The sequence below is a fragment of the Candidatus Palauibacter sp. genome (genome assembly GCF_965237495.1).
GTDB lineage: Bacteria > Gemmatimonadota > Gemmatimonadetes > Palauibacterales > Palauibacteraceae > Palauibacter.
Map to the genome: position 1 here is coordinate 801,819 of NZ_OZ250143.1, position 24,440 is coordinate 826,258.

The following is a 24,440-nucleotide window of genomic DNA, read 5'->3' on the forward strand; positions in this document are numbered from 1 at the left end:
CGGGCTGTGACCGGTTCACGTTCGGCGCGGGGAGGTGGCGATGGGGACGAGGTCCCTACCGTACGATCCGGAGAGGATGAGGACGAGGTTCCGGCCGTACGATCCGGACCAGCAGCTGCTGCTGCCGCAGGATCTTCGGGAGTGGGTACCGGCGGGGCACTTGGCGCATCATGTGAGCGATCTGGTGGACGCGGCGGACCTGTCGCCGTTCTACGCGCGGTACGAAGGGGATGGGCGGCGGCGGAGCCCGTACGATCCTCGGATGATGGTGAAGGTGCTGGTGTACGGGTACGCGACGGGGGTGTTCTCGTCCCGGAAGCTGGCGCGGCGTCTGGAGGAGGACGTGGCGCTCAGGATGCTGGCGGCGGGGAACTTTCCGGCGCACCGGACGTTGTGCGAGTTCCGGAAGAAGAACCTGAAGGCGTTCGGGGCGTTGTTCGCGGAGGTGGTGCGCCTGGCACGGGAACTGGGGCTGGCGGGGCTGGGCCGGGTGACGGTGGACGGGACGAAGGTTCGCGCGAACGCGAGCAAGCGGAAGGCGATGAGCTATGGGCGGATGGGGCCGGAAGAGGCCCGCCTGGAGGCGGAGATCGCGGAGCTTCTGGCGGCGGCCGAGGCGATCGACGCGGAGGAGGACGAGCGCCACGGGGAGGACGTTCGGGGCGACGAGTTGCCCGAGGAGTTGAAGCGCCGGGAGGACCGTCTGGCGGCGATCCGGGCGGCGAAGGCTCGCCTGGAGGCGGAGGCCCGGGAGCGGGACGACGCGCGGGGCCGGAAGCCGGAGTGGGACCGCAACCCGAAGGGGGGGCCGCCGTACAAGCATGCGTACGGGGAGCCGGAGGCGAAGGATCAGACGAACTTCACGGATCCGGAGAGCCGGATCATGCGGACGAGCACGGAAGGCTACCAGCAGTGCTACAACGCGCAGGCGGTGGTGGACGGGGAGAGCCAACTGGTGGTGGGGACGGCGGTGACGGACAACGCGAGCGACCAGGGGCAGTTGGTGGAACGGGTGGACGAGGTGTCCGGGCGGTGCGGGGAGACGCCCGGCCAGGTGCTGGCCGACGCGGGCTACTGTAACGAGGAGGATCTGGCGGCTCTGGAGGCGCGGGGGATCGACGGCTACGTAGCGCTGGGCCGGGAGGGCAAGGGGGCCGGCAAGCCCGACCCGGAGAAGCAGCCGGCGAGGGCGCGCATGGCGAAGAAGCTGGCGGCTCCGGAGGGCCGGGCGGTGTACGCCAAGCGCAAGTGGATCGCGGAGGCGCCCATGGGCTGGGTCAAGGAGGCGATGGGGTTCCGGAGGTTCAGCCTCCGGGGTTTGGAGAAGGTGCGCGGCGAGTGGGACCTCGTGTGCCTGGCGCTCAACATGAGGCGCCTCCACGTCCTTCAGGCAGCGTGAGGGGCCGAAAATCCGTGTCAAGCGTCCCCCGGGGCACAAAAAGAGGTCCGCGGCCCCGCCCGAACGCCGCCCGCCGGGCCGTCTCCCCGCCTACAACGTGTTCCCGTCCGGAAAACGACCGACACTTCGGCTCGCGAGACCCCGCGGGCGGCATCCGATGGCTTCCGCCGCGCTCCTGCGGCGCAGGCTCCTAGGCAAGAACAAGATGACCGCCGCGGAGAAAGAGCGGCGTAACGAGCTAGAGGAAAGACTTGAAAGTCACCCGACGCTGGAGCCTGGCCAAAGCGAAGGCTGGTGGCCGTATGTCCGGTGGGTCAGCGACGAAGTGGCGAACTGGGATTCCCTTCTGCCGGACTTGTACCGGGAACGGAGGGATGGCCATGGACCTATCACCGATTACTATGTCAATGGAATGATGGATCTCGCCACCAATGCGATTCCCGCCATTGACGAAGTCGAACGAAAATGGCAACAGGCGAAGGCCGAGGCACAAAGCCCGTAGGGACCGCTGCTGAGCCGGTTGGAGACGCGGCGAACCTCGTTGATCCTCGAGACCGCACCTGATTCACGCGAGTTGATCGAGGCTTCCTGTCTGCGGTAGGGCGATCCATCCTTCTTCGTTGGCGATCTCTTGATCGTCAGGAGGGATCGGTTCGCAGTGGCCGGTGGCGGCGGCGCGGGCGACGAGAGCCGCCACGAGCGCATCGAGCATGTCGTCCGAGGCCCTGCACTGAGCCCAATCCTCCTCGGAGAGGGTAAGCCAATCCGTGGTCTGCTCGGCAAAATCACGCACGAGCTCGGCCCGAACTGTGGCTCCCCTGGCGCGCTTGTAGCCACGCGAGGGAAACCCCCATATCGAGAGGGCTGCCGCAGGGTAGACTTCGACGAAGCGGCGGCGGCCGCTCCGATCAATGGCTTCACCGGTTGCAGCGGTCTCTGCGAGCAAGCGGACAGCTCGCATGGCGGGCACCGCGATCAGATCCGACGAGACGCTGAGCGGCCATCGACCCATTGTTTGCTTCGCGACCTCATCCGTCCTTCGAAACCGAAGCCGAGGAACGTCAACAGAAGGCCAGACCGTCGATGCCGAGTAGTCGGCGATGGCTCGGGTGAAGCGCACGGGCCAGTCGAAGGGGGCATCGATTCCGATCTTGTCTGCGCGCCTGAACAGCTCATGCAGGTCGGAGTCTGTCGCTCCCATCGAGAGTGTCTCGACATGTGCCGACCCGCCATCCCAACGAATCAGGCAGGTGGCCGTACGCTTCGGCTGCGACGCAAGATCGACCCCGAGGGTGACCATCAGCCGAGGCTCCGATAGCGATCCAATGCGCTCCCCCTCATGCCCGCGGGGAGATGTTTGGACACCATCTTGAACGCGTTGTCCAGGCCCCACGCGTATCCAAGATCGACGATCGCCTCTCCGGACGATTCAATGACCCTCCGAGTGGGAATCTTGACTCTGTTCGCCAGCTCCACGAGTTCATGGATCCGGTCTCCATCCGAAATCACAACAGGTGCGCAGCACTCGATCGCCCTCCCCATCATGAGGGTCGCGAGGCGCGCCGAATCGGCTGGAAGCCGCCCCCAGTGATTCCAGATGATGGGGGAACACTTCATCTGCTTGGCGTGATCGAGCACCCGAAAGCACGCGGCCGCATCCAGAATCCGCTCGCTCGGCACCACTCCCACGTAGACCGGACCGTGGACGGTCTCAACCCGGAAGCCGGAATCGGTGGTGTCCCGGGCCCGAACATCCGAGGACGGCCGGCTGTCCGTCTCTCAAGGCAACAGGAATGGGCTTTAGGAGCCTCCCCTTCCGCGGGCGCTTGGGCTTGTTGGCGGACGGGACCTTCGACCAGTCGAGCGGCTCGCCGACCTTGGCCATGTCGAGGTCAATCATGTAGATGCCTCCGGCCTCGCAACATTCGGACAAAGGCCGTGCGGTTTCGGAACCCGCCTGACGAGGTCCGCGGCCTAGCGCCACTTCTGTCCTGGGCCCATCATTCGCTGTCTTACCTCGGCCACGATCCGCGTTGCTTCTTGCCTCACTTCACATTCCCAGTAGCGGAGCACCTGCCACCCCTCCATCTCCAGCCTTCGGTCGTCTCTACGGTCGCGAGTCTGGTTCTTCCGGAGCTTCTCGTTCCAGAAGGAGGAGTTGTGCGCTGGTGCGGAGTAGTGATCGGGACAGCCGTGCCAGAAACAGCCGTCGACGAAGACAGCGACTTTCGCGCCAACGAAGCAGAGATCGGGCCGGGTTCCGGCGATCCTGCGGCGGAGCCGGTATCGGAGACCTGCACTCCAAAGAGCCCGCCGAAGCCTCATTTCCGGTTCGGTGTCGTATCTCCCGACGGCCTGCATGACCCGTCGGCGTTCTTCGGGAGGGAACGGGTCCAGCTCACCGCCGGGGTCACACGACGGCACTGAGAGCTTCCAGCTTCTGAGCTGCGTTCGATACGCGTCGGTCTGCGGCAGGGAGGAGCCCCCGCGGTCGCGCGTCGTCCAACAGGTCGGCGAGAACCTTCCCGTGAGCTTCCGTGAAGCGGGGCGGCACGGCCTCTCCGATCATCTCCCTCAGGAGACCCGATTTAGACTGCTTGGGGACCTCTCCCCAATCGAAGTCGTCCGGTAGTGTCTGCAGTTTCTGACATTCGAGAGGGCTCAGAACGCGGTTCTCGAAGGGATGGATCTTCCGATCGCTCCCAATCCGATTGCTGCTGGTGGTGATCGTGGCTGTGGGACGGTCAGGTGAGAGTCTCCGATAGCTGGAACGGTGGAACCCCTTGACCAGCCGAGCCCGTCCGTTCTCGACGACGTGCGGGCGTAGCAAGCGGGCATTGCAGGTCGGGCAGCATGCAAGATCACGCGGGACTCCCGAATCGCCGCACCCGGGGCAATCATCGTTTTCCCAGGCGCTTGCTCCGCTGCCCGCCGGGATCGCAGCGACCATCCTGTATTGCTCCGAACTCCATACCGGGACGAAGTGAAGGGATCGGTCGGAGCGCGCAGCCGAGGCCGAGCCAGCGTCAAGTGCGGGGAGGTCGAACGAGTCGAGCGCGTCACCCAGCGAGACCGGCTCCCCACCGTGGTCCGGCGCAGTCGTCGGTGTCGGATAAGGAACTGCGCCACATTCTTCGAGGAATTGAAGGCACGCCTCCCCCCGCCGCACGAATGTGATGAACGACCGGACCCGCGTTTGCGGTACGCCGTAGTCCGCCAGATCCGACAGAAGGGGGAAGGCGACATACTCCTCATCCAGCAGTGAGATCAAGAGTACCGCCGCAGACACTGCTTCCCGTGTGTCAGGGTGCCGGACCTTCCGGGTCAGGAACGCTCGCACGTTCTCCACCACGATGACCCGCGGCGCGAGGGCCGTCGCGACCTCGGCGATCGGGACGACGAGCAGGTTTCTCGCATCCTTCGAACCGCTGTCCGCGTCCTCCTCCATCCCTCTTCTCGCGTTGGCGGTCGAGAGACCCTGACAGGGAGGGCACGCCGCCAAGAGGGCGGGGGCCTGCCGATCGCGTCGATCGCGGTAAGCCGAGACCACGTCGGGCCAAGTACGTCGGAGGTCGCCCGGAATGACGGAAGAACCCGGCAGATTCAGCGCGGCAACCGCAAGTCGACGTCGGTCGATCTCGGCCAAGACATCGAACCGGAAGCCAGCCTTGGCGAACCCGACATCGCCCGCACCACAGTTCGTGAACAGACTAACGGCGCTCAACGACATCAGGACGATTCTCGTGCTTCGGATGCACCGGCGGACTCGCGCGAGTTGTGGCTCTCCGTCTTGCCGCGGACAGCGTCGAAGTGTCTTTCCATTCGGAAGTCACCTTCTCCCCGTTCTTCGAGAATGTTGAGAAAGTCGCGCCAACCCGCCTCTGCTTTGTCCAGCAGGGCATGCCAATCGAGCGCGTACATGTCCTCCCGCTCCAGCGCGTCGATCTTTTTGGTGAACTCAGGCTCCTTGTCCAGACGGTCGGCGACGATGTACCCCGTGACCTGCCGAAAGCGGGCCCCCGTGGCCACACTTACGCTTGACCTGATCGACAGCACGTACCTCTCAAAGCGGGAGAGGTGGTCCCAGTCGACCGCGCGTCCCGGTCGTACGAACTCAAGGACAAGGAGATGGCGACCGCTGGCCATGGTCAGATCTACTCTCCCCCTGTAGATGTCAGCGGACAACTTGGCCACGTCGGCCGCCTTCTCAATGACCTGACGCAAGCCGGACTCTTTCTTGAATGTCTCCCACTCCGGTGAGACAAGCCATGGGTTCTCCGCGATGAAGTCCCGAACGGCGTTCTCCAGTTCCTGCTTCTCGATCCTCTTCCGCAGACCTTGAATCGCCTCGAGCTTGGTGCGGACCACCTCTACCGTCTGCAGAGCCGTCCGGACGCGCGCTTCCACGAGCACGTCGAGGAGTGCCGACTCGTCCAGGTCGTCGAATTCGGCGATCTCGGCGATCAGCTCGGTGAGGCGCCCCTGCTCCCAGGCGCCCAACACGGCCCGCCCCAAGTGGTCGAACTGCTCTTCCGAGAGGGTTGGGATCGCGCCGAGCGAGGTCAAAGCTCGCTTTACGGTCTTCCGCTCGTGCGTCGGTAAGCGTCCGAGACGGTCGGCGAAGTCTACGAGCCGTTTCTCAAGACGTCTCGCCTTCTCCTCGCCCCTCAGTTTCGCCCACACCCTGAACGCAAGGCGAAGTCGCGACTGGCCCCAGTCGAGAAGGGGCGTTGTCTCGACATTGTCCCAGTTGACGCGCTGTCGCTCGGTTGCGATCAGGTCGGCCGGAAGCCAGTCAATGAAGTCGGCCACGACCTGACCGGCGAGGTACTCAGCCCCATGTTGTCCAGTCAGCCCACGCGTCAGATTGAACAAGAAGGGCCTTTGCGCGAGCTTTCCGCCCGCGAAGACCGCGACTCCCTTCAACTCCTCTTCGTCGATGGTGTCCTTGCGGAAGAGGAACCGCCATCGGATGTCGTTGCCCCCGACGGCCTCGAGACCCCACCCATCCTCATCGATCTCCACACCCTCGATGGGCTCGGGGAGATCCTTCGGGAACTGATACTCGAAGCCAGCGACATCGTACGACTGTGGGAGAGGCTCCCCCTGAACCGACACGGTGAAGTCCGCTTGCCCCTGATGGAGCAGGAACCTCCTTGCCATGCTGATCCGAAACCGGCTCTCGGAGGGCGCCCGGTGGATCGTGAGCTTCGAGAGCGTGATCGAAGTCCCATGCCGATCCCTTCTGCTCTCGTCGGGAGGAGCGTACCCGACGACATCGATCTCCTTTCGACCCGTGCTCGGTTCGTCGTCCGCCGTCAGGACATCGAGGTCGAGGCGGAACACGGTTCGCTCTCCGGTGGCTCGGCTGACGGTCGTCACCGTCACGAGGCTTGCGATCCCGAACCCTGCGAACTTCCCGATGCCCTTTCGCCCAAGTACGGGTCTGCCCCGAGCCGTCTGCTCCTCCGTCTCTTCTCCCCTACGGTTACGTCCCACCGCCAAGTAGAGATCCTGGCACTCGTCGAACTCCATGCCGGTCCCGTTGTCGCGGATCACGAAAGTGGCGTCAGGATCGGTGACGGTGTCCGGCAACTCGATCTCCACGGAGGTCGCGTCTCCATCCCACGCGTTCGCCACCATCTCGGCGATCGCGTTGACGGGGCTCTGGTACATTTGAATCCCCAGGTGCTCGATCACGCGGCCGTGAAACTCCAGGTAGAGTTTCTTCTTGGAGGTGGTCACGTCACAGCTTCCTCGGCTCCCTCGCTCTCGGTCATGTCGTCCTCGTCCTGGGGTTCGCTCTTCCTCGAATCCCGCCTGTCTGAACGTAAGCTGCTCGGCCGTTCTCGCTGACGGCCCGCACAATGTGGTCCGGAGTTATCCTCCGGCAGCGTGGTCCGAATGGCCGCTCCCGGTACTCCGGATCGAAGTGCTCCAGCGCCCTGGATCTGCTCGACGGTGAGTTCGAAGCGAGTCCCCGGCAATCGGCTCGCGATGTCCCACCACGCACATCTTCCCGCGCACCGTCATCCGCGCGACAAGCCCCGCGAACGACACGATTGCACCGAACTTGAGATCGCGGAAGGATGGCCGCTGGAGCCGGGAGAAGTCGCGCCCCCAGCGGGGTCGGGGTACTCGGCGGGCGGTGAGGATGAGCAGGGGCTGGTGAAGCCGGAGGCGCTCGTCGTACTCTCGCAGCCGCCGATAGAGACGGTATGTAAGGACTTGCGAGGTACGCATGGATGACTCCGAGATTTCGAGATCGCTGCTGGCGCATCTGAGTTGGCGGTTCCATCCGCGCATGGAAGAGGTCGCCGTGGCGGCGCTGGCGCACATCCTCAACCGCTATCCCGCCTCAAGAGGGGGGCTGAAGGAGGTGCTGGAACGGGCCGTGCCCGGAATGCGGTTGTCCGACGAACCGTTCCAGACCGAGGTCGCCTTTCCCGATGGTGCCCGCCCTGACGTGCTGCAGAAGGGAGCGGACAAACAGAAACGGCTCTTGATCGAAGCCAAGTTTCATGCGTCGCTCACCCCGAATCAGCCGGTTCCGTACCTGGAGCGGCTGCCGGCCGATGGAGTCTCGGTGCTCATGTTCCTCGCCCCGTCCGGGCGGGTGAAGGAGCTTTGGCCCCAGCTGCTCCGCAGGCTCGACAAGAAGGGCATGCCGCATTCTGATGTGGGTCCCCGATGCGCCGCGATCGACGGGCCGGGCAAGCATCTTCTCGTCACGGACTGGACGACGTTGCTGAGCAGGATGGAGGCGCGCCTGGAAGACTCCGAGTCCGGTCTAGCGGAGATCCGACAACTCATCGGGTTGGCGCGGTTCGCCGAGGCCAATGAACCGAAGTCAGCGCACGCCGGCGAAGAGCTTGTCAAGCAGGTTGCCGCCAGCGGCAGAAGCTCGGGCTGGATCAACGAGGAACGTCTACAGGCAACACCGAAGTCCTACGGCTACGGGCGGTACGTGTGGCTGGGCCGCCGCGCCAGGCTCGGCGTATGGGTGGGCTTCAATACCGACTTGCATGACGAGTTCAAAGCGACGCCGCTATGGATCCGCGTCACGAGATGGAAGGCTCCGAACGACTCGGGTTGGACGAGGCGCACCATACCGACGCTGAAGGATCGCATGTCCCCGTGCGTCAAGCATGTGGGCTCGGCGCTGTGGGTGGGGGTCGTCCCGGAGGACGCCTCGGATCTCGACAGTTACGTGGCCGAGTTGGAACGGATCGCCGAGATCGTGGACGAGGCCGCGGAGCCGGCGCTCTCGCGCGCCAGCGTGCTCGCGGAGGTCAGCCGACGGTACGAGCAGCCCGTGATGAGCAACGCCCACCGTTCCGAGTACGTCGAGGCGCTCGTGGCCCTCGCGCTCAGAGACAGCGGCTGGACGCGCAAGGCGCCGTCGGAGGCCTGGCACTTCGAGAACGAAACGGGCGTGCGGCTGAAGCTCAAGCACTCCGCTGCGGTGCAGTCGTGGGGAAACAGTGAGACGCAAAGCTCTCCGCGTTTCGGCATCGCCCCGGTGAAACAGTATTGGGACGAAGAGGAGGGACGCTTTGTCGAGTACGAGGGGTCGCCCGGCCGAGATCTACGTGTTCGCCTGGCACGGAGCGCCGCGGGAGGCGGCGGACCAGGGGGACCCCACAAGCTGGGAGTTCTACGTGGTCCCGAAGCGCGACCTGCCCGAGCAGAAGTCGATCGCCTTGAAGGCGCTTCAGAGTCTGACGTCACCGTGCGGTATCGAGGATCTCGCGGCCGCGGTTGACGCGACTTCCCGGCGCGGCCGTTGAACGCTGGGCGAGGCGCTGACGCCGCCAAGGTGCTCGAGGAGGTCAGCCGACCGTACAAGCAGCGCGTGATGAACAACATGCGCCGCTCGAAGGGCAACCGTTTGGCCGGTTGGAATGGTCCACCAGGGGCAGTCTCCTGTCGGGCCGATTCCGGTTCCGGATCCGGTTCCTCTTGCCTTCGATCGGAGTTGCGATCAATGAGACGAGGTCTGCTCTTCTCCTCGGCCGTGCTCGCCCTCGTATCGGCCTGCTCGAACGACCGCTCCGCCGCCGAGTTGATGGCGGATGCCGCGACCGCCACCGTCTTCGACAGCGCCGGCGTGCGGGTCATCGAGCTCGGCCCGTTGCCCCACGTCCTCGCGGAACGACACAGACTGGCTTGCGAGCGCGACCTCGTCATTCGGAGTCGCGAAGACGACGATGCGTACGTCCTTTCCGACCTCAGGGATGTGGAGGTGTTGTCGCGGGGTCGTGTCGCCGTCGTGAACGGAAGCGGGAATGAGATCGTCGTATTCGACTCCGCTGGGCGACACGTCTCCACGTGGGGCGGGGCAGGTAACGGCCCGGGGGAATTCGGGCGTCTCGAGTGGCTGGCCTCCAGACCACCGGATTCCCTTGCGGCGGCGGACATCGGCCTGCGGCGCGTCACCATTCTCGATGCGGACGGCCAGTTCGTCCGGGGCTTCGCGACCGCGAGCGCCGTTGACCCGGCGTCGAGTCCCGTTCCGCCGAGACCCATGGGCATGCTCGAGGACGGCTCGGTGATCGCGGCGTTCTTCGAACCGCCCGCCCCGGTGGAGGGTACGGCGCGCCCGGCGGTCGAGATCGTGGCGATTCCTCCGGTCGGAGACACCGTACACCCCATAGGAACGTGGCCCGGGGAGGAGCTTGCCCTGTTCGAGCAGGACGGACGCCTGCAGGTGACCCAGCCTCCATTCGGGAGACGCCTCCACATCGCTTCCGCATACGATGGGGTCTGGATCGCGGATGACGCGCAGTGGGAGATGCGCAAGTACTCGGCTCGAGGCGATCTGCACGCGATCGTCAGATCCTCCGCCACTCCCTCACCGGTCTCCGACCAGCTTCTCGAGGAATTGCTCAGCGAGAGGTACCGGCATGCAAGTCAGGTTCCCGCCCTGGAAGACCTGAAGCGAGATCAACGACGGATCGCTCGCCACACGACCACGCCGAGCTTCGGTGTGGTCGTCGCCGCGTCGGATGGCGGCGTGGCCATCGGCGAGTTCCGGGTGAACACGGAGTCCTCGCGAGCGTGGATCAAGGTGGACCCGAGCGGAACCGTCACCGCGGCCGATCTCCCGGCCGGCCTCGACGTCAAGCGATGGGGACCGGACTGGGTCATCGGCGTTCAGCGTGACGCACTGGATCGTGAGGAGATCCATCGCTACACGTGTAGGTGAACGCCGTATCCGAGGAGGCGCGAGGGGCGGGTGGCTTGCCAGCCAGCCTCTCCCCCAATCCCTCGAGATTGATCGCGATACGCTCCGCCTGCTCCTCGGTTGCGATGGTAGCCGCCCTGACAGCGTGTTGATGGTAAAGCTCCCTTACCTTCTGACGGCGTTCTTCTACTGGCTTGTACGCCCACTCGGCAGTCATCGATCTCATCTCTTCATGGAGCGCCGTCGTCATGTTTTCAAGCAAGCGGCACTGCTCCCCACTGAGATCGATGTCAACAAACAGGGCTTCGCGAACTTTCATCGTTAGGATGCCCTCGCCCCGTCAATGGTTCGCTTGGCACGGAGAGACCGGAGAGACGGCAGAGCAACGGGACCCGAGGAGCTGGGAGTTGCGGCTGTGAGTCGGCGGCGGAATGAAGTCGGAGGAACAGCGTGGACTACCGTGAGTACAAGCGGCGGTAGCGCGGAAGGGTCCGACGATTTCCAGAGCCGTTCGCCGGACTACAGGGCGGAGAATCAGGAGCACGGATGTGGCCAGGCCAGACACAGACACGTTCGGAGGCTGCGTCGTGACATCTACGGGCTCCAGGCTCCTCGCAGCTCTGCTCGTCTTTCCCCTGGTTTCGTGCGGATCGAGTGACGCCCCTGGGATTCGCCAGCCCAAAGGTGGGGCTTTGGCGCATCGTGAAGGAGGACGGCGGCTCCTGTTCCCCGACTCAGAGGAAGTGCGCGGCCCAACTCCGGGACCGGACGATCACCTCTACGTCCAGACGACGGTGCCATTCCCACGAGTGATCAAATACGAAATGAAGCTCCTGCCGTGAAGAGCACTCGGCTGAAGGCCTTTCGGGGGCGCATGCTGGCGATCTGTCTGATGCTGAGCATCCCGGCGATCGAGGCTTGCGGAGTTCTCTTCGATCCTTCCCATGGGTCGATCACGGGCACATGGGTGCGTCGTTTTCCGAATGAGGAGCCCGTCACGTGGTGGCCGTTTCCGCCGAGGTGGACGCTGCGAGTCACGGAGACTTCGGACGGGGCGGTGACCGGAACGATCATGAAGGAGACGTTCAGCGACCCCACTCCGCCGCCGGAGCTTCGCCGGCCCCCACAGGTGTGGACCGTGGAGGGATCCCGCCGCGGAGCGAAGGTAAGACTGGATTTCAAGGACAACGGCGCGGTGCGGCAGTACTTCGAGGGGAAACAGGTGGACCAGAACGTCATCGAGGGCTCCGTCTCCCCTCGGGAGGGCTCCGAACATCGGGTCATGGTGGAGTTTGAGCGTCGCCACTGACAGCCTCCGGGGGGGGATCATGACAACCGGCCGTGACAGATGAACGTCGGATGACCACGGTGCGCTGGGCAGCGCTGACGATCGCACTCACCACGGTGGCGTGCAGCACCATCCTGGGCGTCTTCCGAGGGGCATCCTTGATGGTCCGAGGCGGATGTCGAGTGGTGGGCCGAGGTCAGGCGCGCCCCGTATCCGCTCGGCGCGGTCGCCGATAACATCACGGGCCCCAACCCCATCTCGTGCAATTGGTTCTGGTGCCACTCCGTCTGGCGGTTCGAGATCGGCGTCGATGCCCGCAACTACGAGGACGAGGCCCTATGGCTCCGGATCTCGCGAGTCCACCCCGACGAGTGCGTGGATCTCTGTTAGGAGTGATCCGGGCACATGTCGGTGCCCGCACGTCGGTTGAGCCGAGGGCCGTCTACAAGGCTCCGTGGGACGCATGGGAAGGTCAAGTGTTCCGTTCCTATGGTCCCTTGTTGAACCGGAGGAGGGTGATCCGGGGTTCGATCGCCGCCGAGTTGAGCACCTTCTTAGAGAATCCGGGTGCGACTAGGACTCCTCGTACCTTGTCCGCGGGTACGCCGCTCGACTGCATGTTCCCCATGTAGGATGTGAGCTGCGTGTAATCCCCGCGTCGTGCCTCGACGATCTTGAGTTCGATCGCGATGTGCTCGCCCGACCTGCCCTTCGCGAGCAGGTCGACCCGGTCGCTGGTGCCTTCACTCAGGCTCTTCTGCCTCCCGACGAGGTAGATGGGACGGTCGAAGCCGAAGTCGATGGTCTCCCATTCGGACCACAGGAAGTCCTCCAGGTCCTTCTCCTTCCAGCGATCGGGAACGGTGAGAAACCCCTTGGCCGGGTGCTGGACGCGCTCCAACGTCCACTGGGCTCCCCCCTGTGCGCTCGCCCGCGGCTTGCCTGAGAACAGATCGAAGATGCTGGGCCCATCCTCCCCGGCGTCTTCGTCTTCTTCGGCATCTTCCGGCTCGAACTCGTCGTCCGGCTCCGGCAGTTCGTCATCCTCGTTGTCGCGCGGTACATGCGTCTCCGCATAATATTCGCAGACGATCAACTTCAACGTCTCCTGATCGACAAGGGATTCTTCTTGGGACTCGTCGAAGAGCAGCCTCGCGAGCTTCGAGTCGTCCGCTCTGGGCACGACGCGTCGACCGGCGGCCTCGGCCTTGATCAGACTCAACACGCGTGCTCCGCCGCTATTGATGATCAGCTGCGCAACGGCTTTGGCGGCCCCCTCCTCGCCGCGATCCCGTGTCAGCGCCTGCCACCACGCCGTCGCATCGTCGCTGTCGACGATCACACCGAATCCGCCAAGGAGGTGGGCGCGAGTTATGGCGGGTGCGCTCGGTAGTGCTCCAAGAACCTGAATGAAATCCCAGTCGTTGACGTCGTAGAAGAACATGGCGGGTGACTCCGATTCGTTGATGTGAAGGGACGTGTCGGCCTCGGGGGTCCGCGGCCATTCCGCGTTCGCAGGCGCCTCCAGCCGGGGAGAAGGGCGGGTCTATATGGAGGTGTCCGCGGCGTCGACTCCCGCTCCCGCCCTTGAACCGCGAAGATCGGATCGCCGGGCGCGCAGGGTATGGTGATGGACCTCTCGGATCAATCGAAATCCGGCGGCCGTTACGCTTGTCAGGCCCTACCGGTCAGCCGGGGGAAAGAGGCAGTGGATAGGGGCCGTGGTGCCCACGCACCCTCCCCCGCGTGCGACGCGTGTCCGATGTCATCAGTATGCCCGTCGGCGGGAACGCTGTCGTGAGAACTTCGAGGAGCCGGGGAAGGAACTGATTCATGAGCGACGCCGAGACGTCAAGGCTGCTGCTGGCTCACCTCAGCTGGCGGTTTCATCCACCCATGGAAGTGCTCGCCGTTGCAGTGCTGGAGTACATCCTCAACCGCTATCCCGACTCGAGAGGAGGACTGGACGAGTGGCTGAGGGACGCCGTTCCGGGAATGGGGCTGTCAGGTGAACGATTCGAGACCGAGGTCGCCGATCCGAAACTGGGCCGCCCCGACGTGCTGCAGAAGGGTCGCGACGGCGAGGAGCGGTTCTTCATCGAGGCTAAGTTCTATGCCCCGCTCATGCCAACCCAGCCCGTTGCCTACCTGAAACAGCTGCCGTCGGTTGGTCTCTCAGTACTCATGTTCTTGGCTCCGTCCAGGCGCGTGGAGGAGCTTTGGCCGCAGTTACTGGCCCGGCTCGACGAGGAGGGGATTCCGTATTCCGATCTAAAGCATCTCCGCTGCGTCCAGCTCGATGGGACGGATCAGCATCTCTGCATCACGGATTGGACGAACTTGCTGGACAGCATGAAGGAGCCGCTGGAGGGTGACGAGCTCGGTCTGGCGGATCTCCGACAACTCCGAGGACTCGTGCGGTTCGCCGAGGCAAGGGAGAGCAAGGCTACGCTTCCGGGGAAGGAAATGGTGGATGCGGTTACCAAGATTGGGAAGGAATCAGGCTGGCTTGAGACCAGGACCATCAAGGGTGGCCAGTACCAGATAGCGCCGCGTGGCGACGACTACGGCCGATACGTGCGCCTCGATCGCCTCTACAAGCTCGGTGCTTGGTTGGGCATCAACTCCATTCTGCATAAGAAGTTCGCCTCGACCCCGCTCTGGTTGGAGTGCCTGGAGTGGACCTACGCCGGCGGTCAGGGCTGGAACGAACGCGTTCCCTCGCTGCTGAAGGCTCGCTTGGGCTCGGACGTCCATGAGGTCGGCAAGAAGCTGTGGGTTCCGGTCGACCCGGAGGGAGGCAAGGGGCCCGACCGGTACGCGGCGGCGCTCGAACGCATCGTCGGGATCCTGGACGAGCTGGCCAAGCCTTGGCAGTCGGACGCCATCGTGCTCGCGGAGGTCAGCCGACCGTACAAGCAGCGAGTGATGAACAATGTCCACCGTTCCGAGTACGTCGAGGCGATCGTGGCGCTCGCGCTTGAAGACAGCGGTTGGACGCGCAAGGCGCCGTGGGACGCGTGGGATTTCGAGCATGAGTCGGGAGTCAGGCTCGAGGTCAAGCAGTCTGCGGCAGCCCCAGGCCTGGGAGAGCGGTGGGAGACAGAGCCCCGCTCGATTCGATATTCGTCCCCGGACGGGGTACTGGGACGAGGATGGAGACTGGGTCTCGAAGGCCGGGCGCCACGCGGACCTCTACGTGTTCGCCTGGCACGGAGACGACCAGTCCACGGCCAACCAACGGGACTCGGGAAGTTGGGAGTTCTACATCGTCGCCGAGCGCGAGCTCCCCGAGCAGAAGTCGATCGCCCTGAGAGCCCTTCAGGATCTGGCGTCACCGTGCGGCATCGACGCTCTCGCGGCCGCGGTTCGCGAGGTGTCCAAGCGGCGGGTGTAAACATCAGCGGGCACTGACCTGGAGTGCCAGGCAAGCGGAGAGAGAGCGGGTGTATAGGACCTGCATATTCTGCAAGAAATCCCTCGGCTCCAACGAGGTGGTGGAGGCATTTCCGGTCGGACGCAGGCTTGCATTCGACCCGGAGAAAGGGCGGCTGTGGGTGGTGTGCAGGAAGTGCCACCGGTGGAACCTGACTCCGCTCGAGGAGCGCTGGGAGGCGGTCGAGACCTGCGAGCGAATCTTCCGCGACACGCGCTTGCGCGCCTCCACCGAGAACATCGGCATTGCGCGCCACCGGGAGGGCCTCGATCTGGTGCGGATCGGGAAGCCGCCGCGGGGCGAGTTCGCAGCCTGGCGGTACGGCGACCAGTTCAGAACGCGGATGCGCCGTGCGGGCCTCAGCGTCGCCGCCGCATTGGCGGTGGGTACGGGCCTGCAGCTCTCCCTGCCGGTCTTGGCCATCCTGGGAGGCGCCGTCTCGTACCCGGTGGTGGCGTGGGCCTACCTCCGCCCGATGGCCAAGGCTCGGGTCGGCCGCGAGACCAGCAAAGAGGGCGCCGTCACCCCGGACAGCGTCGTGAAGTTCCGACTCCTCGATCTGCGGTCCATCCGCATATTGCCCGACGACGGCGCCTTGGGGTTCGGCGTCGAGATCAAACGGACGATGCAGAAGGCCTGGTTCGAAGGTGAAGACGCCCACCGCGTGGCGGCCGCCATCGTCCCCCTCCTGAACGGATGGGGTGGTTCCCGCCGCTCCGTACAGGGCGCTGTAGATGAAATCGAATCGAGCGGCCACCCCAGCCGTTTCCTCGCCGATGTGGCCAAGAGGGAACAATGGGGCTGGATGGGCAGGCGGGGGTACATCCGCGACATTCCCAAGCCCACCCGCCTCGCTCTGGAAATGTCCCTTCACGAAGAGCAGGAACGCCGGGCGCTGGAAGGCGAACTGTGGAGACTGGAACAGGCGTGGAGGGAGGCCGAGGAGATTGCGGCCATCGCCGACAAGCTCCTCCTCCCCGCCCGCACCGACGAGTTCTTCGACCGACACGGAAGACGCGACTGACGCAGCCCTCGCCGCCGGTTCGCCTTGGCGGCGCGACGGGACTTCACGTCACCAATGCGGCCGGAAGGCGCCTCGTTTGGAGGCCGGTCTCAGCGCCGTAGACTGCATGCGTGGTCGGCTCGGGGAATCGCCGTTTCGTGAGGCGATAGCAGCCGCCACATGTGGCTGGGGTCGCCAGAAGGTCTGAGCCATGAAGCATGCGCCCTTGGAGGGCAGGGAGGGGAGGCGGGCCGCCCATCCTAGAGCGTCGCCTGTCAGGTGACAAGTTGCGACCTCGACACTGGCCTTAGCCTCGACGACGGCGGCGTTGCGGAACCTGCCAACGACTTTGAGACACTTTACGGTTCAGTTTAGTGACCCCTCCTTTCCCCCGTTGGCCGGCTCCGCTCCATCAACCGCCGTGACGGGGAGTGCGCGGTTGATCCAGACCTCCACCGGGAGTTCCGGGGCCCTCGGCGGGCCGCCGACGAAGCGGTCGGGCCGGGCGGCGTAGGCCGCGGCCAGCACGTTCCGGCGGTGCTCGATCACCTCGGGGGCGCGGCCGAGGTGGACCTGCTGGGGCGTGAGCAGGCCGATGCCGCCGTGCCGGTGCTCGGTGTTGTACCACTGGAAGAACGCGCGGCAGAAGTCCTTCGCCTCCTCGATGCAGCCGAACCGGCCGGGGAAGCCGGGGTGGTACTTGACGGTCTTGAAGTGCGCCTCCGAGTACGGGTTGTCGTTCGAGACCCTGGGGCGGCCCAGCGACTGCGTGACACCAAGGTCGGCCAGGAGCTGCGCCGTGCACTTGGCCGTCATGGGAGAGCCGCGATCCGAGTGCAGCGTGAGCACCCGGGGCCGCACGCCGTGCTTGAGACACGTCTCGCCAACCAAGTGTCCGGCCAGGCCGGCGGTCTCGCGCTCCGCCACCATCCAGCCCGTGACATAGCGGCTGAAGATGTCCAGGATCACGTAGAGATGGAAGTACCGCCACTTCTCCGGCCCTAGGAGCCGCGTGATGTCCCAGGACCACACCTCGTTGGGCGCGCGGGCCACCACCTCGTTGGGCGCGCGGGCCACCACCTCGGGCTTCGGGTGGTTGGGATGGCCGCGCTGAGCCCGGCGCTCCCGGACCGCCCGGTTCTCGGCCAGGACGCGGTACATCGTCCGCTCCGAACACAGATGGACGCCCTCGTCCAGAAGGGTCGCGTACACTTCCGCGGGAGCGCGGTCCGCGAAACGCGGCGAGCACAGCACGCGGAAGACCTCCGCCCGCTCCGTCGCGTCCAGGGCCCGGGCGGGAGCCGGCCGGGACTGCCGCTGCCCGGTCTTCGGCCTCCGGCGACGGTAGAACGTCGCGCGCGCGACCCCGAGGGCCTCGCACGCCGCGCGTACGCCCACGTGCCCGGCCAAGCCTCCGGCCGCGCTCAAGAGCGCTTCCCGTCCCAGGGGCTCACGCCCAGCAGCCCCGCAACTTTTCCCTGGACATCGATGATGATGCGCGCCTTGCGGAGTTCCTCGCGCAGCCGCGCGTTCTCCCGCTCCAGCTTCCGCACCTTCCTCGCCTCACGCTTCCCGTCCGAGGGCCTCGGTCCGCGCTTCTTCGCCAGCCCCCGCAGCGACCCCTCCCGCGCCGCCTTCCGCCACGACGACAGGTGCGAACTGTACAGCCCCTCGCGCCGAAGCAACTCTCCGATCTCGCCCGGCGTCTGGCAGGCGTCCGCCTGCTCCACGATCGACAGCTTGTATGCCACCGTGAAACGCCGCCGCGTCGCCTTCGCCGACACCTCCGGATCCGGCCCCGCTGCCGCGCTTCGCTTGCCCTCCCCCGACGAGAGGGGTGTTCCGTTCACCTTCATTCCTTCTCCTCGTTCCATCCTCCATCTCTCTGCCTCGCCCTACTCTAATCTCTTTCTCCTCTCGTGTCTCGCTAGTGTTGGCAGAGAGGGTTGCACGAGCCCGTCGCGTCCATCGACGGATCATATCCCGCTCGGTCTGGTAAGACGGGCGTGCGCCTGATCAGGGCGGAGCCCGGGCGAGCGGCTCCCCCCGGTCGACCGATTACCCGCATCCGGAGGGACCGAGTCGGATGACTCCATTGCGCTGTGCGGCTCTGGCGATCGCACTCAGCACGGTGGCGTGCAGTACGATCCTGGGCGTCTTCCGGGGGGCTTCCCTGGAGGTCACAGTCTCGGGCTTGACCCGGACTCAGTGGAAGGCTCAGCTCTTGGTGCTCTCCAACGGCCTGGACGACCCGAACGGGCTGGCGGGTCTCGAGGTGGAAGTAGGCGGCCGCGGCGTCGACCGACGGGTATTCACCGCGGGGAGCCTGCCGAGTGCCCGCTTCGAGGTGCCCGAGTCCGGCGCCATCGAAATCGACGTGCGACTACGGCGCGGCGGCCGGGTCGTGGCCGAGGGCCTCGCGATATGGGACCTGGAGGCGGATGTCGAGTGGACGACCCGCGTCATGCGCGCTCCGTATCCGGCCGGCGCGCTCCCCGACAACATCACCGGTCCCAATCCCATCAAGTGCAACTGGTTCTGGTGCCACTCCGTCTGGCGATTCGAGATCAACGCCGATGCCCGCAACTACGAGGATGAGGCGCTATGGCTCTGGGTCTCGCGCGTCCACCCGGACGAATGCCAGGATCTCTGTTAGCAGTGCCTTTGGCCCATCGGGGGCGATAGGTGTAGCGCGACAATCAGGATGAGAAGCCAGCGACAATCAGGGTGAGAGAGCCGGAGGTGGTTGTGGCCGGCCCGAAGTTTGGTGTTTTCCCCTTGAACGGAGAGACGCCAAGTGCCGGGCCGACACATCACGGACCACCAGAAGGAGCTCTACATGACGCACCGGAAGAAGGACCGTCCCGCGCTGGCTGCGGCGAGGGCGGGGTTCAGCACGGCGACGGCGTACCGGATCGAAGCGGATCCCGGGCGGTCGTCGGAGAAGAGGAAGCCGAGGGAGCGAAGGCGCCCGGATCCGCTGGCGGGGATCTTCGAGGAGGAGATCGTACCGCTGCTGGAGGCGAGCCCGGGGCTGCGGGCGGTGGCGCTGTACGAGGAGATGATGCGGCGCCATCCGGATCTGCACCCCGGGGTGAGGCGGACGCTTGAGCGGCGGGTGCGGGGCTGGAAGGCGAAGTACGGGCCGGAGCGGGAGATCATCTTCCGGCAGAAGCACGAGCCGGGGCGGCGGGGCCTGTCGGACTTCACCGACGCCGGGGCGCTGGGGGTGAGCATCGCCGGTGAGCCGCTGGTGCACAAGCTGTACCACTTCCGGCTGGAGTACTCGGGGTTCTGCCATGTGGCGGCGGTGCTGGGCGGGGAGAGCTACGTGGCGCTGGCCGGGGGGCTGCAGGATGCGCTGTGGGCGCTGGGCGGCGTGCCGAAGGAGCACCGGACGGACAGCCTGTCGGCGGCGTTCCGGAACCTGAAGCGGGAGGCAAGGGAGGATCTGACGGCGCGGTATGAGGCGCTGTTGGATGACTACGACATGAAGGGGAGCCGGAACAACCGGGGCCGGGCCCACGAGAACGGTTCGGTCGAGGGTCCGCACGGACACCTGAAGCGGGCGATCGAGGATGCGCTGCTGCTGAGGGGCTCGCGGGACTTCGAGACGACCGGGGAGTACCGGGCGTTCCTGGGCCAGGTGGTAAGCCGCCGCAACGCCCGCAACCGGGAGCGGATCGACGCGGAGCGGGCGGTGCTGGGGCCGCTGCCGGGGCGGCGCAGCGACGAGTTTGAGGAGACGCTGGTGCGGGTAACGACCACGGGCGGCTTCACGTTGCGCCGCGTGTTCTACACGGTGCCCTCGCGTCTGGTCGGACACCGGCTGCGGGTGCGGCTGTACGACGACCGGCTGGTGGTGTACGCGGGCACGGAGCAACTCATGACGCTGCCGCGGGGCCACGCGGGCCCGGGAGGGCGGCGCGGGCGGGTCGTCAACCACCGGCACGTGCTGCCGTCGCTCAGGCGCAAGCCGATGGCGCTGCTCAACTGGGTCCACCGCGACGGCCTGTTTCCCCGCGGCGCCTACCGCCGCGCCTTCGACGCGCTGCGCGAAGGTCTGGACGACCGCGAGACCTGCCGCCGGATGGTGGACCTGCTCGCCCTGGCCCACGACCACTGCTGCGAAGCCCGGCTGGCGGCCGAGATCGACCGGGGACTCGATGCCGGGGAACTCCCCGATCCGGAGCTCCTGCGCAAGCGCTTCCCGCCGAAGCCGGACGGCATCCCGGATGTCGGCCTGGCCCTGCCGCCCGTGGCGGACTACGACGACCTCGGTGCCCCCGCCCCGCACGCCGGAGGACTCTCATGAGCGACCGTTTCGTCGTGGATCCGCCGCAACTCGACCTGCTGCTGAAGCAGCTGCGGCTGCCGACCATGCGCGCGCTGTGGCGTGGCTTCACCGAGCGTGCGGACCGGGAGGGCTGGTCGGCGGCGCGCCTGCTCGCCGCGCTGGCCAGCCAGGAGGTCACCGACCGCGAGCGCCGGCGCTTCGAGCGGCACCGGGCCGAGGCGAAGCTGCCGCCGGGCAAGACGCTCGACAACTTCGACTTCACCCTCGTGCCCGCGGTGTCGAAGGCGCGCGTGGGAGTCCTGGCGAGCGGCGACACCTGGCTCGATGAGGGCGCAAACGTGCTTTTGTTCGGGCCGCCCGGAACGGGCAAGAGCCACTTGGCAGCGGGTCTCGGGCTCAGGCTGGTCGAGAACGGGTTCCGGGTGCTCTACCAGCGCACGGCGAACCTGGTCCAGAAGCTCCAGGCGGCACGCCGGGACCTCGCCCTCGAAGGAGCCATCCGCAAGCTCTACAAGTACCATCTGCTCGTCCTCGACGACTTCTCCTACGTGACCTCGGAGAATGCGGAGACCAGCGTGCTCTTCGAACTCATCGGCGCCCGCTACGAGAACCGCTCGCTCCTGGTGATCGCCAACGAACCCTTCAGCGCCTGGGGCAGGATCTTCGGCGGCGACGCCATGACCCTTGCCGCCGTCGACCGCCTCGTCCACCGCTCCCACATCTTCGAACTCAACGTCGAGAGCTACAGACGCCGGGCGGCCATCGCGGCCAGGCGGGCAGAGGCGGGGGAGCCGGCGGACGGGACGCAAGCGGGAGGACCGGAATCGGGCTGACGCGGCCACGAAAACGCTTCGATGTCTGTCGAAAGACCGGCACGGGGCCCGAGGATGCGGCTCTGAACGGCGCCCAGAGCCGTCCAAGGGCGCATCAACGAAGCTTCGAACCCCTCCGGATCGCCCAAGCCGGGGCGAAACCGCCCGGTTCCGGGCAATCCCGGCCGCAAACGGCCCGAGGATCCGCCCGCAGAGACCGCCGAACAGGCTTCACCCTACCCTTACCCCTCAAAGAATCCGCGCTCCACCGCCCCGCCACCCCGCGCCCTCTTGCCCCGCGTCCCCGAAACCGCCTACATCCTCGCACTCGTAGCGTCGCGACCCCTCGTTCTCACCTTGATTGTCGCAACGTTCTCATCCTGATTGTCGCTGGACAGCGATAGGAGGGCTCGCGATGATTCGCTCGAAGCCGAGGGGAGTGCTGGCGATTTGCTTCGTGCTGAGCCTTCCAGGGCTCGAGGCCTGTGGGGCGCTGTTCGATCCCTCACATGGCTCGATCACCGGAACCTGGGTGGGGAGCGTCTCTGGGGAATCTGCCGAGCCGTGGACGTTTCCGCTGCGGTGGACCCTGCGAGTCACCGAGAGTGCCGATGGTGCGGTCACGGGAACGATCATGAGGATCGTCTACATCGACCCTCTCCCGCCGCTTGATTTTGTCCCCCCACCGCCCTGGATCGTAGACGGCTCCCACCGCGGCTCGACGGTGAAGCTGACCTTCGCGGCAGGTGGTACCGTGAAGCAGTACTTCGAGGGGAAACACGTGGACCAGAACGTCATTGAAGGGTTTCTCTCTCTCGAAGAGGACGCCGAACAGCGGGCCCCGGTGGAATTCCTGCGTCGCCCCGCGGTGCCTCCGGCGGAAGGGGGATGAAAGGCAGGGTGATCTCGGCCGGGACGAGAGCCGTGACCCGGCGACGCCCGCCGTTCGGACCTGACGCGCGGAAATGCCTGGTCGTGCTTGCGCTTCCGGCGTGTCATGAACCGGCGACGAGCGTTGACCGGTGCTGGGAGGGCAGGGGCGAGGTGGTTTCGTCGTCATGCCCCCCTCCGAGGTACGAGAGACTGATCGCCGGGACCGTGAGGGACCCGTCCGGAAGGGAGGTGCCGCATACGAGGCTCCACATCATCTCCCAATCGTTGCGACCCGAAGGCTGCGTCTGGCACGGACCGGTGAAGGCCGTCTTCACATCCCCGGGAGGGGCATACGCCGAGCGACTCGGGAGCGTCGGACCGGCCGGCTGCGTCACGGTGCGCGCTCAACCGCCGCCGGGGCTCGGTCTGGCGGAGGCCGTCGTGGACACGCGTCCGGTCACGTACTACGACACCAGGGATCCGATGCTGGCCATCGATACCCTGATCGTCCCCATCGTTCTGACGTCCGTGTCGAGCGCGACAGCCTCGACGCCCGGATTCAGCCCAGATTCACGCCGTCGTCGACAGCCTGACGATCGTCCCCTGGGCGGTGGCGCAGAGGGCCTCGGCTCCGTCGTCCGACGCGAGGACATCGCACAGACACACCGCCTGTCGTTTTCCGTGATGGATCACGCGCGCCCGCGCAACCAGGAAGTCACCGTTGGCGGGCCTGAGGTAGTTGATCTTGAATTCGGAGGTCACCACGGCGGGTCCGAGCACGCTCCCTCCCGCGAAGGCGAGCGCGTTGTCCGCGGCAGAGCTGAGGACTCCGCCGTGGACGAACCCGTGCTGCTGCGCGAGTTGTGGTCCGATCGGGATCCTGATCTCCGTCTCTCCGCTCGACAGGCTGAGCAACTCGGCGCCCAGGAGGACGCTGAACGGTTGGGAGGCGAGGATCCTCCGTCCCAGGGCAAGCATATCCACCATGCACGCGCTCTCAATGGGTGCCCCCACCGCGGGAGGCTGACGTTGAGGATAACGGAACCTTCGCTCGGAGGATCATACACCGCTGCTCATCATTCCAGCGATCGAATGGACGCGCGTTCCACCTGGTGATGGTCGGGGTGCCAGCCTTCAGCGGTTTGCGCCGAACCATTGCTCCGGCTCTCCTTCTGCTTGCCCTCGCGAGCCCTCAGGCCTGCCGTCCGGGCGAGCCGGCTCAGGAGGAGGCGCAGACCGCGGTGGCTGCCGCCCTCGATTCCCTGGTGGCCGGGTTGGTGGCGGACCGGCCGGGAGACGCAGCTGCGTATGCGGAGCCGTCTCGGACGCGGCGAAGGTCAGCCGCGCGAATCAGACGTTCGCGACGCGGCGCCTGTCGCGGGGGAGGCCGTCGCAGCCTGCACCACCACCCCATGTCGCCGAATAATCCTGCGGAACCCCTCTTCAATCCTCGCCCAGTCCACGATGTCGACCTTGAACGGCAGATCGGACTCGCCGAGGGCTTCGGACAAGGCCGAGGCTGCGTGGAGCGACAGCGGCTCATCCCCCATGATGGCGAGATCAAGATCCGAGTAGGCCTTCGCGGTCCACGTCGCGCGCGATCCGAACACGAGCACCTCTCGTTCCGGTACGTGCCGCCGGAGCGCGCTACGGACGATGGCCCAATGATCGGGCCGCAGGTCGACGCCGAGGGCGGATTCCGTCATGCCAGACGGTCCTGCAACTGATCCCGCAGATAGGACATCTCTTCGAGGAACTCCGGAATGTGCGTGACGACCTCGACCGCGATGGCCTCGCTGTACGTGTGGCTCGTCATGCCGCGCAACCTTCGATAGCCGCGCCAGTCGGGCCACGTGCCAAGCAACAGCCCCTGTTCGTTCGCCGTGCGGATCTGATCCTGGAACGTCATCTCGTCGAACACAGCCGGGTTGGGCGCCGTGTACTCCAGGTACCGTCTCAGAGCCTTGCAGCCGAGTTCGTAGGTGAACTCGAAGCGCTGAACCAGGCCATCGCGAATCTGGAGATCGGTGGTGTCGCTCCGATATCGCTCGAGTCCTTCCTCAAGGCGCTGGATGGCTCGTTCGAGCGGCCCGAAGTCGGGTCTGTGTTCGTACGTCGTCATCTCGATGCTCCGGGATCCCAGAG

Annotated in this window: 22 protein-coding genes; 12 read left to right on the forward strand and 10 right to left on the reverse strand. The window is 65.8% G+C overall.

Translation table 11 applies throughout. The features are described from left to right. Positions 1–76 precede the first annotated feature (76 nt). Positions 77–1,399 (forward strand): IS1182 family transposase, encoded by a 1,323-nt coding sequence (locus ACPXY0_RS03375; protein WP_423928472.1) that lies wholly within the window; start codon positions 77–79, stop codon positions 1,397–1,399. Between the two features lie 157 nt (positions 1,400–1,556). Then, positions 1,557–1,901, forward strand: coding sequence for a hypothetical protein (locus ACPXY0_RS03380; RefSeq protein ID WP_423928474.1), 345 nt, complete (start codon positions 1,557–1,559; stop codon positions 1,899–1,901). A 63-nt stretch (positions 1,902–1,964) separates the two neighbouring features. On the opposite strand, the gene ACPXY0_RS03385 is transcribed toward ACPXY0_RS03380, so the two are convergent. The 5 genes from ACPXY0_RS03385 to ACPXY0_RS03405 all read right to left on the reverse strand — a co-directional run bounded on the left by ACPXY0_RS03385 (position 1,965) and on the right by ACPXY0_RS03405 (position 7,144). After that, the gene (locus ACPXY0_RS03385; protein WP_423928476.1) at positions 1,965–2,699 is read right to left on the reverse strand and encodes a DUF429 domain-containing protein; all 735 of its coding nucleotides are present in this window, start codon (positions 2,697–2,699) and stop codon (positions 1,965–1,967) included. Further along, positions 2,699–3,082: a hypothetical protein gene (locus tag ACPXY0_RS03390; protein ID WP_423928478.1), complete on the reverse strand. Its 384-nt coding sequence runs from the start codon at positions 3,080–3,082 to the stop codon at positions 2,699–2,701. Before ACPXY0_RS03390 ends, ACPXY0_RS03385 begins: the two co-directional genes overlap by 1 nt. A 291-nt stretch (positions 3,083–3,373) precedes the next feature. Continuing rightward, positions 3,374–3,823 carry a very short patch repair endonuclease gene (locus ACPXY0_RS03395; RefSeq protein ID WP_423928480.1) on the reverse strand — a complete coding sequence of 150 codons (450 nt, stop codon included), beginning with the start codon at positions 3,821–3,823 and terminating at the stop codon, positions 3,374–3,376. Beyond that, a complete protein-coding gene (locus tag ACPXY0_RS03400) occupies positions 3,810–5,129 on the reverse strand; it encodes a DNA cytosine methyltransferase (protein ID WP_423928482.1) in 1,320 nt (439 codons plus the stop codon). The genes ACPXY0_RS03395 and ACPXY0_RS03400 overlap by 14 nt, the downstream gene beginning before the upstream one ends. Further along, positions 5,129–7,144: an ATP-binding protein gene (locus tag ACPXY0_RS03405; RefSeq protein ID WP_423928484.1), complete on the reverse strand. Its 2,016-nt coding sequence runs from the start codon at positions 7,142–7,144 to the stop codon at positions 5,129–5,131. The genes ACPXY0_RS03400 and ACPXY0_RS03405 overlap by 1 nt, the downstream gene beginning before the upstream one ends. 216 nt (positions 7,145–7,360) lie before the next feature. Here ACPXY0_RS03405 and ACPXY0_RS03410 point away from each other — a divergent pair, with 216 nt between their 5' ends. The 4 genes from ACPXY0_RS03410 to ACPXY0_RS03425 all read left to right on the forward strand — a co-directional run bounded on the left by ACPXY0_RS03410 (position 7,361) and on the right by ACPXY0_RS03425 (position 11,895). Beyond that, the gene (locus tag ACPXY0_RS03410; RefSeq protein ID WP_423928486.1) at positions 7,361–7,648 is read left to right on the forward strand and encodes a hypothetical protein; all 288 of its coding nucleotides are present in this window, start codon (positions 7,361–7,363) and stop codon (positions 7,646–7,648) included. Then, positions 7,641–9,164: a hypothetical protein gene (locus ACPXY0_RS03415; RefSeq protein WP_423928488.1), complete on the forward strand. Its 1,524-nt coding sequence runs from the start codon at positions 7,641–7,643 to the stop codon at positions 9,162–9,164. Before ACPXY0_RS03410 ends, ACPXY0_RS03415 begins: the two co-directional genes overlap by 8 nt. A 222-nt stretch (positions 9,165–9,386) precedes the next feature. Continuing rightward, a complete protein-coding gene (locus ACPXY0_RS03420) occupies positions 9,387–10,607 on the forward strand; it encodes a hypothetical protein (RefSeq protein WP_423928490.1) in 1,221 nt (406 codons plus the stop codon). An 817-nt stretch (positions 10,608–11,424) separates the two neighbouring features. Beyond that, on the forward strand, positions 11,425–11,895 hold the full coding sequence (locus ACPXY0_RS03425; RefSeq protein ID WP_423928492.1) for a hypothetical protein: 471 nt from the start codon (positions 11,425–11,427) through the stop codon (positions 11,893–11,895). Between the two features lie 466 nt (positions 11,896–12,361). Here the strand turns inward: ACPXY0_RS03425 and ACPXY0_RS03430 are convergent, their stop codons facing one another. Beyond that, on the reverse strand, positions 12,362–13,318 hold the full coding sequence (locus tag ACPXY0_RS03430; protein ID WP_423928494.1) for an endonuclease NucS domain-containing protein: 957 nt from the start codon (positions 13,316–13,318) through the stop codon (positions 12,362–12,364). A gap of 389 nt (positions 13,319–13,707) precedes the next feature. On the opposite strand from ACPXY0_RS03430, the gene ACPXY0_RS03435 reads away from it, so the two are divergent. Beyond that, positions 13,708–15,288 carry a hypothetical protein gene (locus ACPXY0_RS03435; protein ID WP_423928496.1) on the forward strand — a complete coding sequence of 527 codons (1,581 nt, stop codon included), beginning with the start codon at positions 13,708–13,710 and terminating at the stop codon, positions 15,286–15,288. 32 nt (positions 15,289–15,320) lie between these two features. After that, a complete protein-coding gene (locus tag ACPXY0_RS03440) occupies positions 15,321–16,334 on the forward strand; it encodes a hypothetical protein (RefSeq protein WP_423928498.1) in 1,014 nt (337 codons plus the stop codon). Between the two features lie 345 nt (positions 16,335–16,679). On the opposite strand, the gene ACPXY0_RS03445 is transcribed toward ACPXY0_RS03440, so the two are convergent. After that, positions 16,680–18,169 (reverse strand): IS3 family transposase gene (locus tag ACPXY0_RS03445; protein ID WP_423928500.1). Its coding sequence is split into 2 segments (ribosomal slippage): positions 16,680–17,791 and positions 17,791–18,169, totalling 1,491 coding nucleotides; the frame shifts between segments, so codons are not numbered across the junction. 338 nt (positions 18,170–18,507) lie between these two features. On the opposite strand from ACPXY0_RS03445, the gene ACPXY0_RS03450 reads away from it, so the two are divergent. The 4 genes from ACPXY0_RS03450 (at position 18,508) to ACPXY0_RS03465 (ending at position 22,314) form a co-directional block, all read left to right on the forward strand. Then, positions 18,508–18,969: a hypothetical protein gene (locus tag ACPXY0_RS03450; protein ID WP_423928502.1), complete on the forward strand. Its 462-nt coding sequence runs from the start codon at positions 18,508–18,510 to the stop codon at positions 18,967–18,969. A gap of 141 nt (positions 18,970–19,110) precedes the next feature. Then, entirely contained in the window at positions 19,111–20,628 is a 1,518-nt protein-coding gene (gene istA, locus ACPXY0_RS03455; RefSeq protein ID WP_423928504.1) for an IS21 family transposase, read from the forward strand. Further along, positions 20,625–21,443: an IS21-like element helper ATPase IstB gene (istB, locus tag ACPXY0_RS03460; protein WP_419167119.1), complete on the forward strand. Its 819-nt coding sequence runs from the start codon at positions 20,625–20,627 to the stop codon at positions 21,441–21,443. The genes istA and istB overlap by 4 nt, the downstream gene beginning before the upstream one ends. 394 nt (positions 21,444–21,837) lie before the next feature. Continuing rightward, positions 21,838–22,314, forward strand: coding sequence for a hypothetical protein (locus ACPXY0_RS03465; protein WP_423928506.1), 477 nt, complete (start codon positions 21,838–21,840; stop codon positions 22,312–22,314). Positions 22,315–22,865: 551 nt separating this feature from the next. On the opposite strand, the gene ACPXY0_RS03470 is transcribed toward ACPXY0_RS03465, so the two are convergent. The 3 genes from ACPXY0_RS03470 to ACPXY0_RS03480 all read right to left on the reverse strand — a co-directional run bounded on the left by ACPXY0_RS03470 (position 22,866) and on the right by ACPXY0_RS03480 (position 24,417). Further along, positions 22,866–23,282 carry a PaaI family thioesterase gene (locus ACPXY0_RS03470; protein WP_423928508.1) on the reverse strand — a complete coding sequence of 139 codons (417 nt, stop codon included), beginning with the start codon at positions 23,280–23,282 and terminating at the stop codon, positions 22,866–22,868. Positions 23,283–23,632: 350 nt separating this feature from the next. Beyond that, complete coding sequence (locus tag ACPXY0_RS03475; RefSeq protein ID WP_423928510.1) at positions 23,633–24,001, reverse strand: nucleotidyltransferase family protein; 369 nt, start codon at positions 23,999–24,001, stop codon at positions 23,633–23,635. Further along, on the reverse strand, positions 23,998–24,417 hold the full coding sequence (locus ACPXY0_RS03480) for a nucleotidyltransferase substrate binding protein (RefSeq protein WP_423928512.1): 420 nt from the start codon (positions 24,415–24,417) through the stop codon (positions 23,998–24,000). The genes ACPXY0_RS03475 and ACPXY0_RS03480 overlap by 4 nt, the downstream gene beginning before the upstream one ends. Between the last annotated feature and the right edge of the window lie 23 nt (positions 24,418–24,440).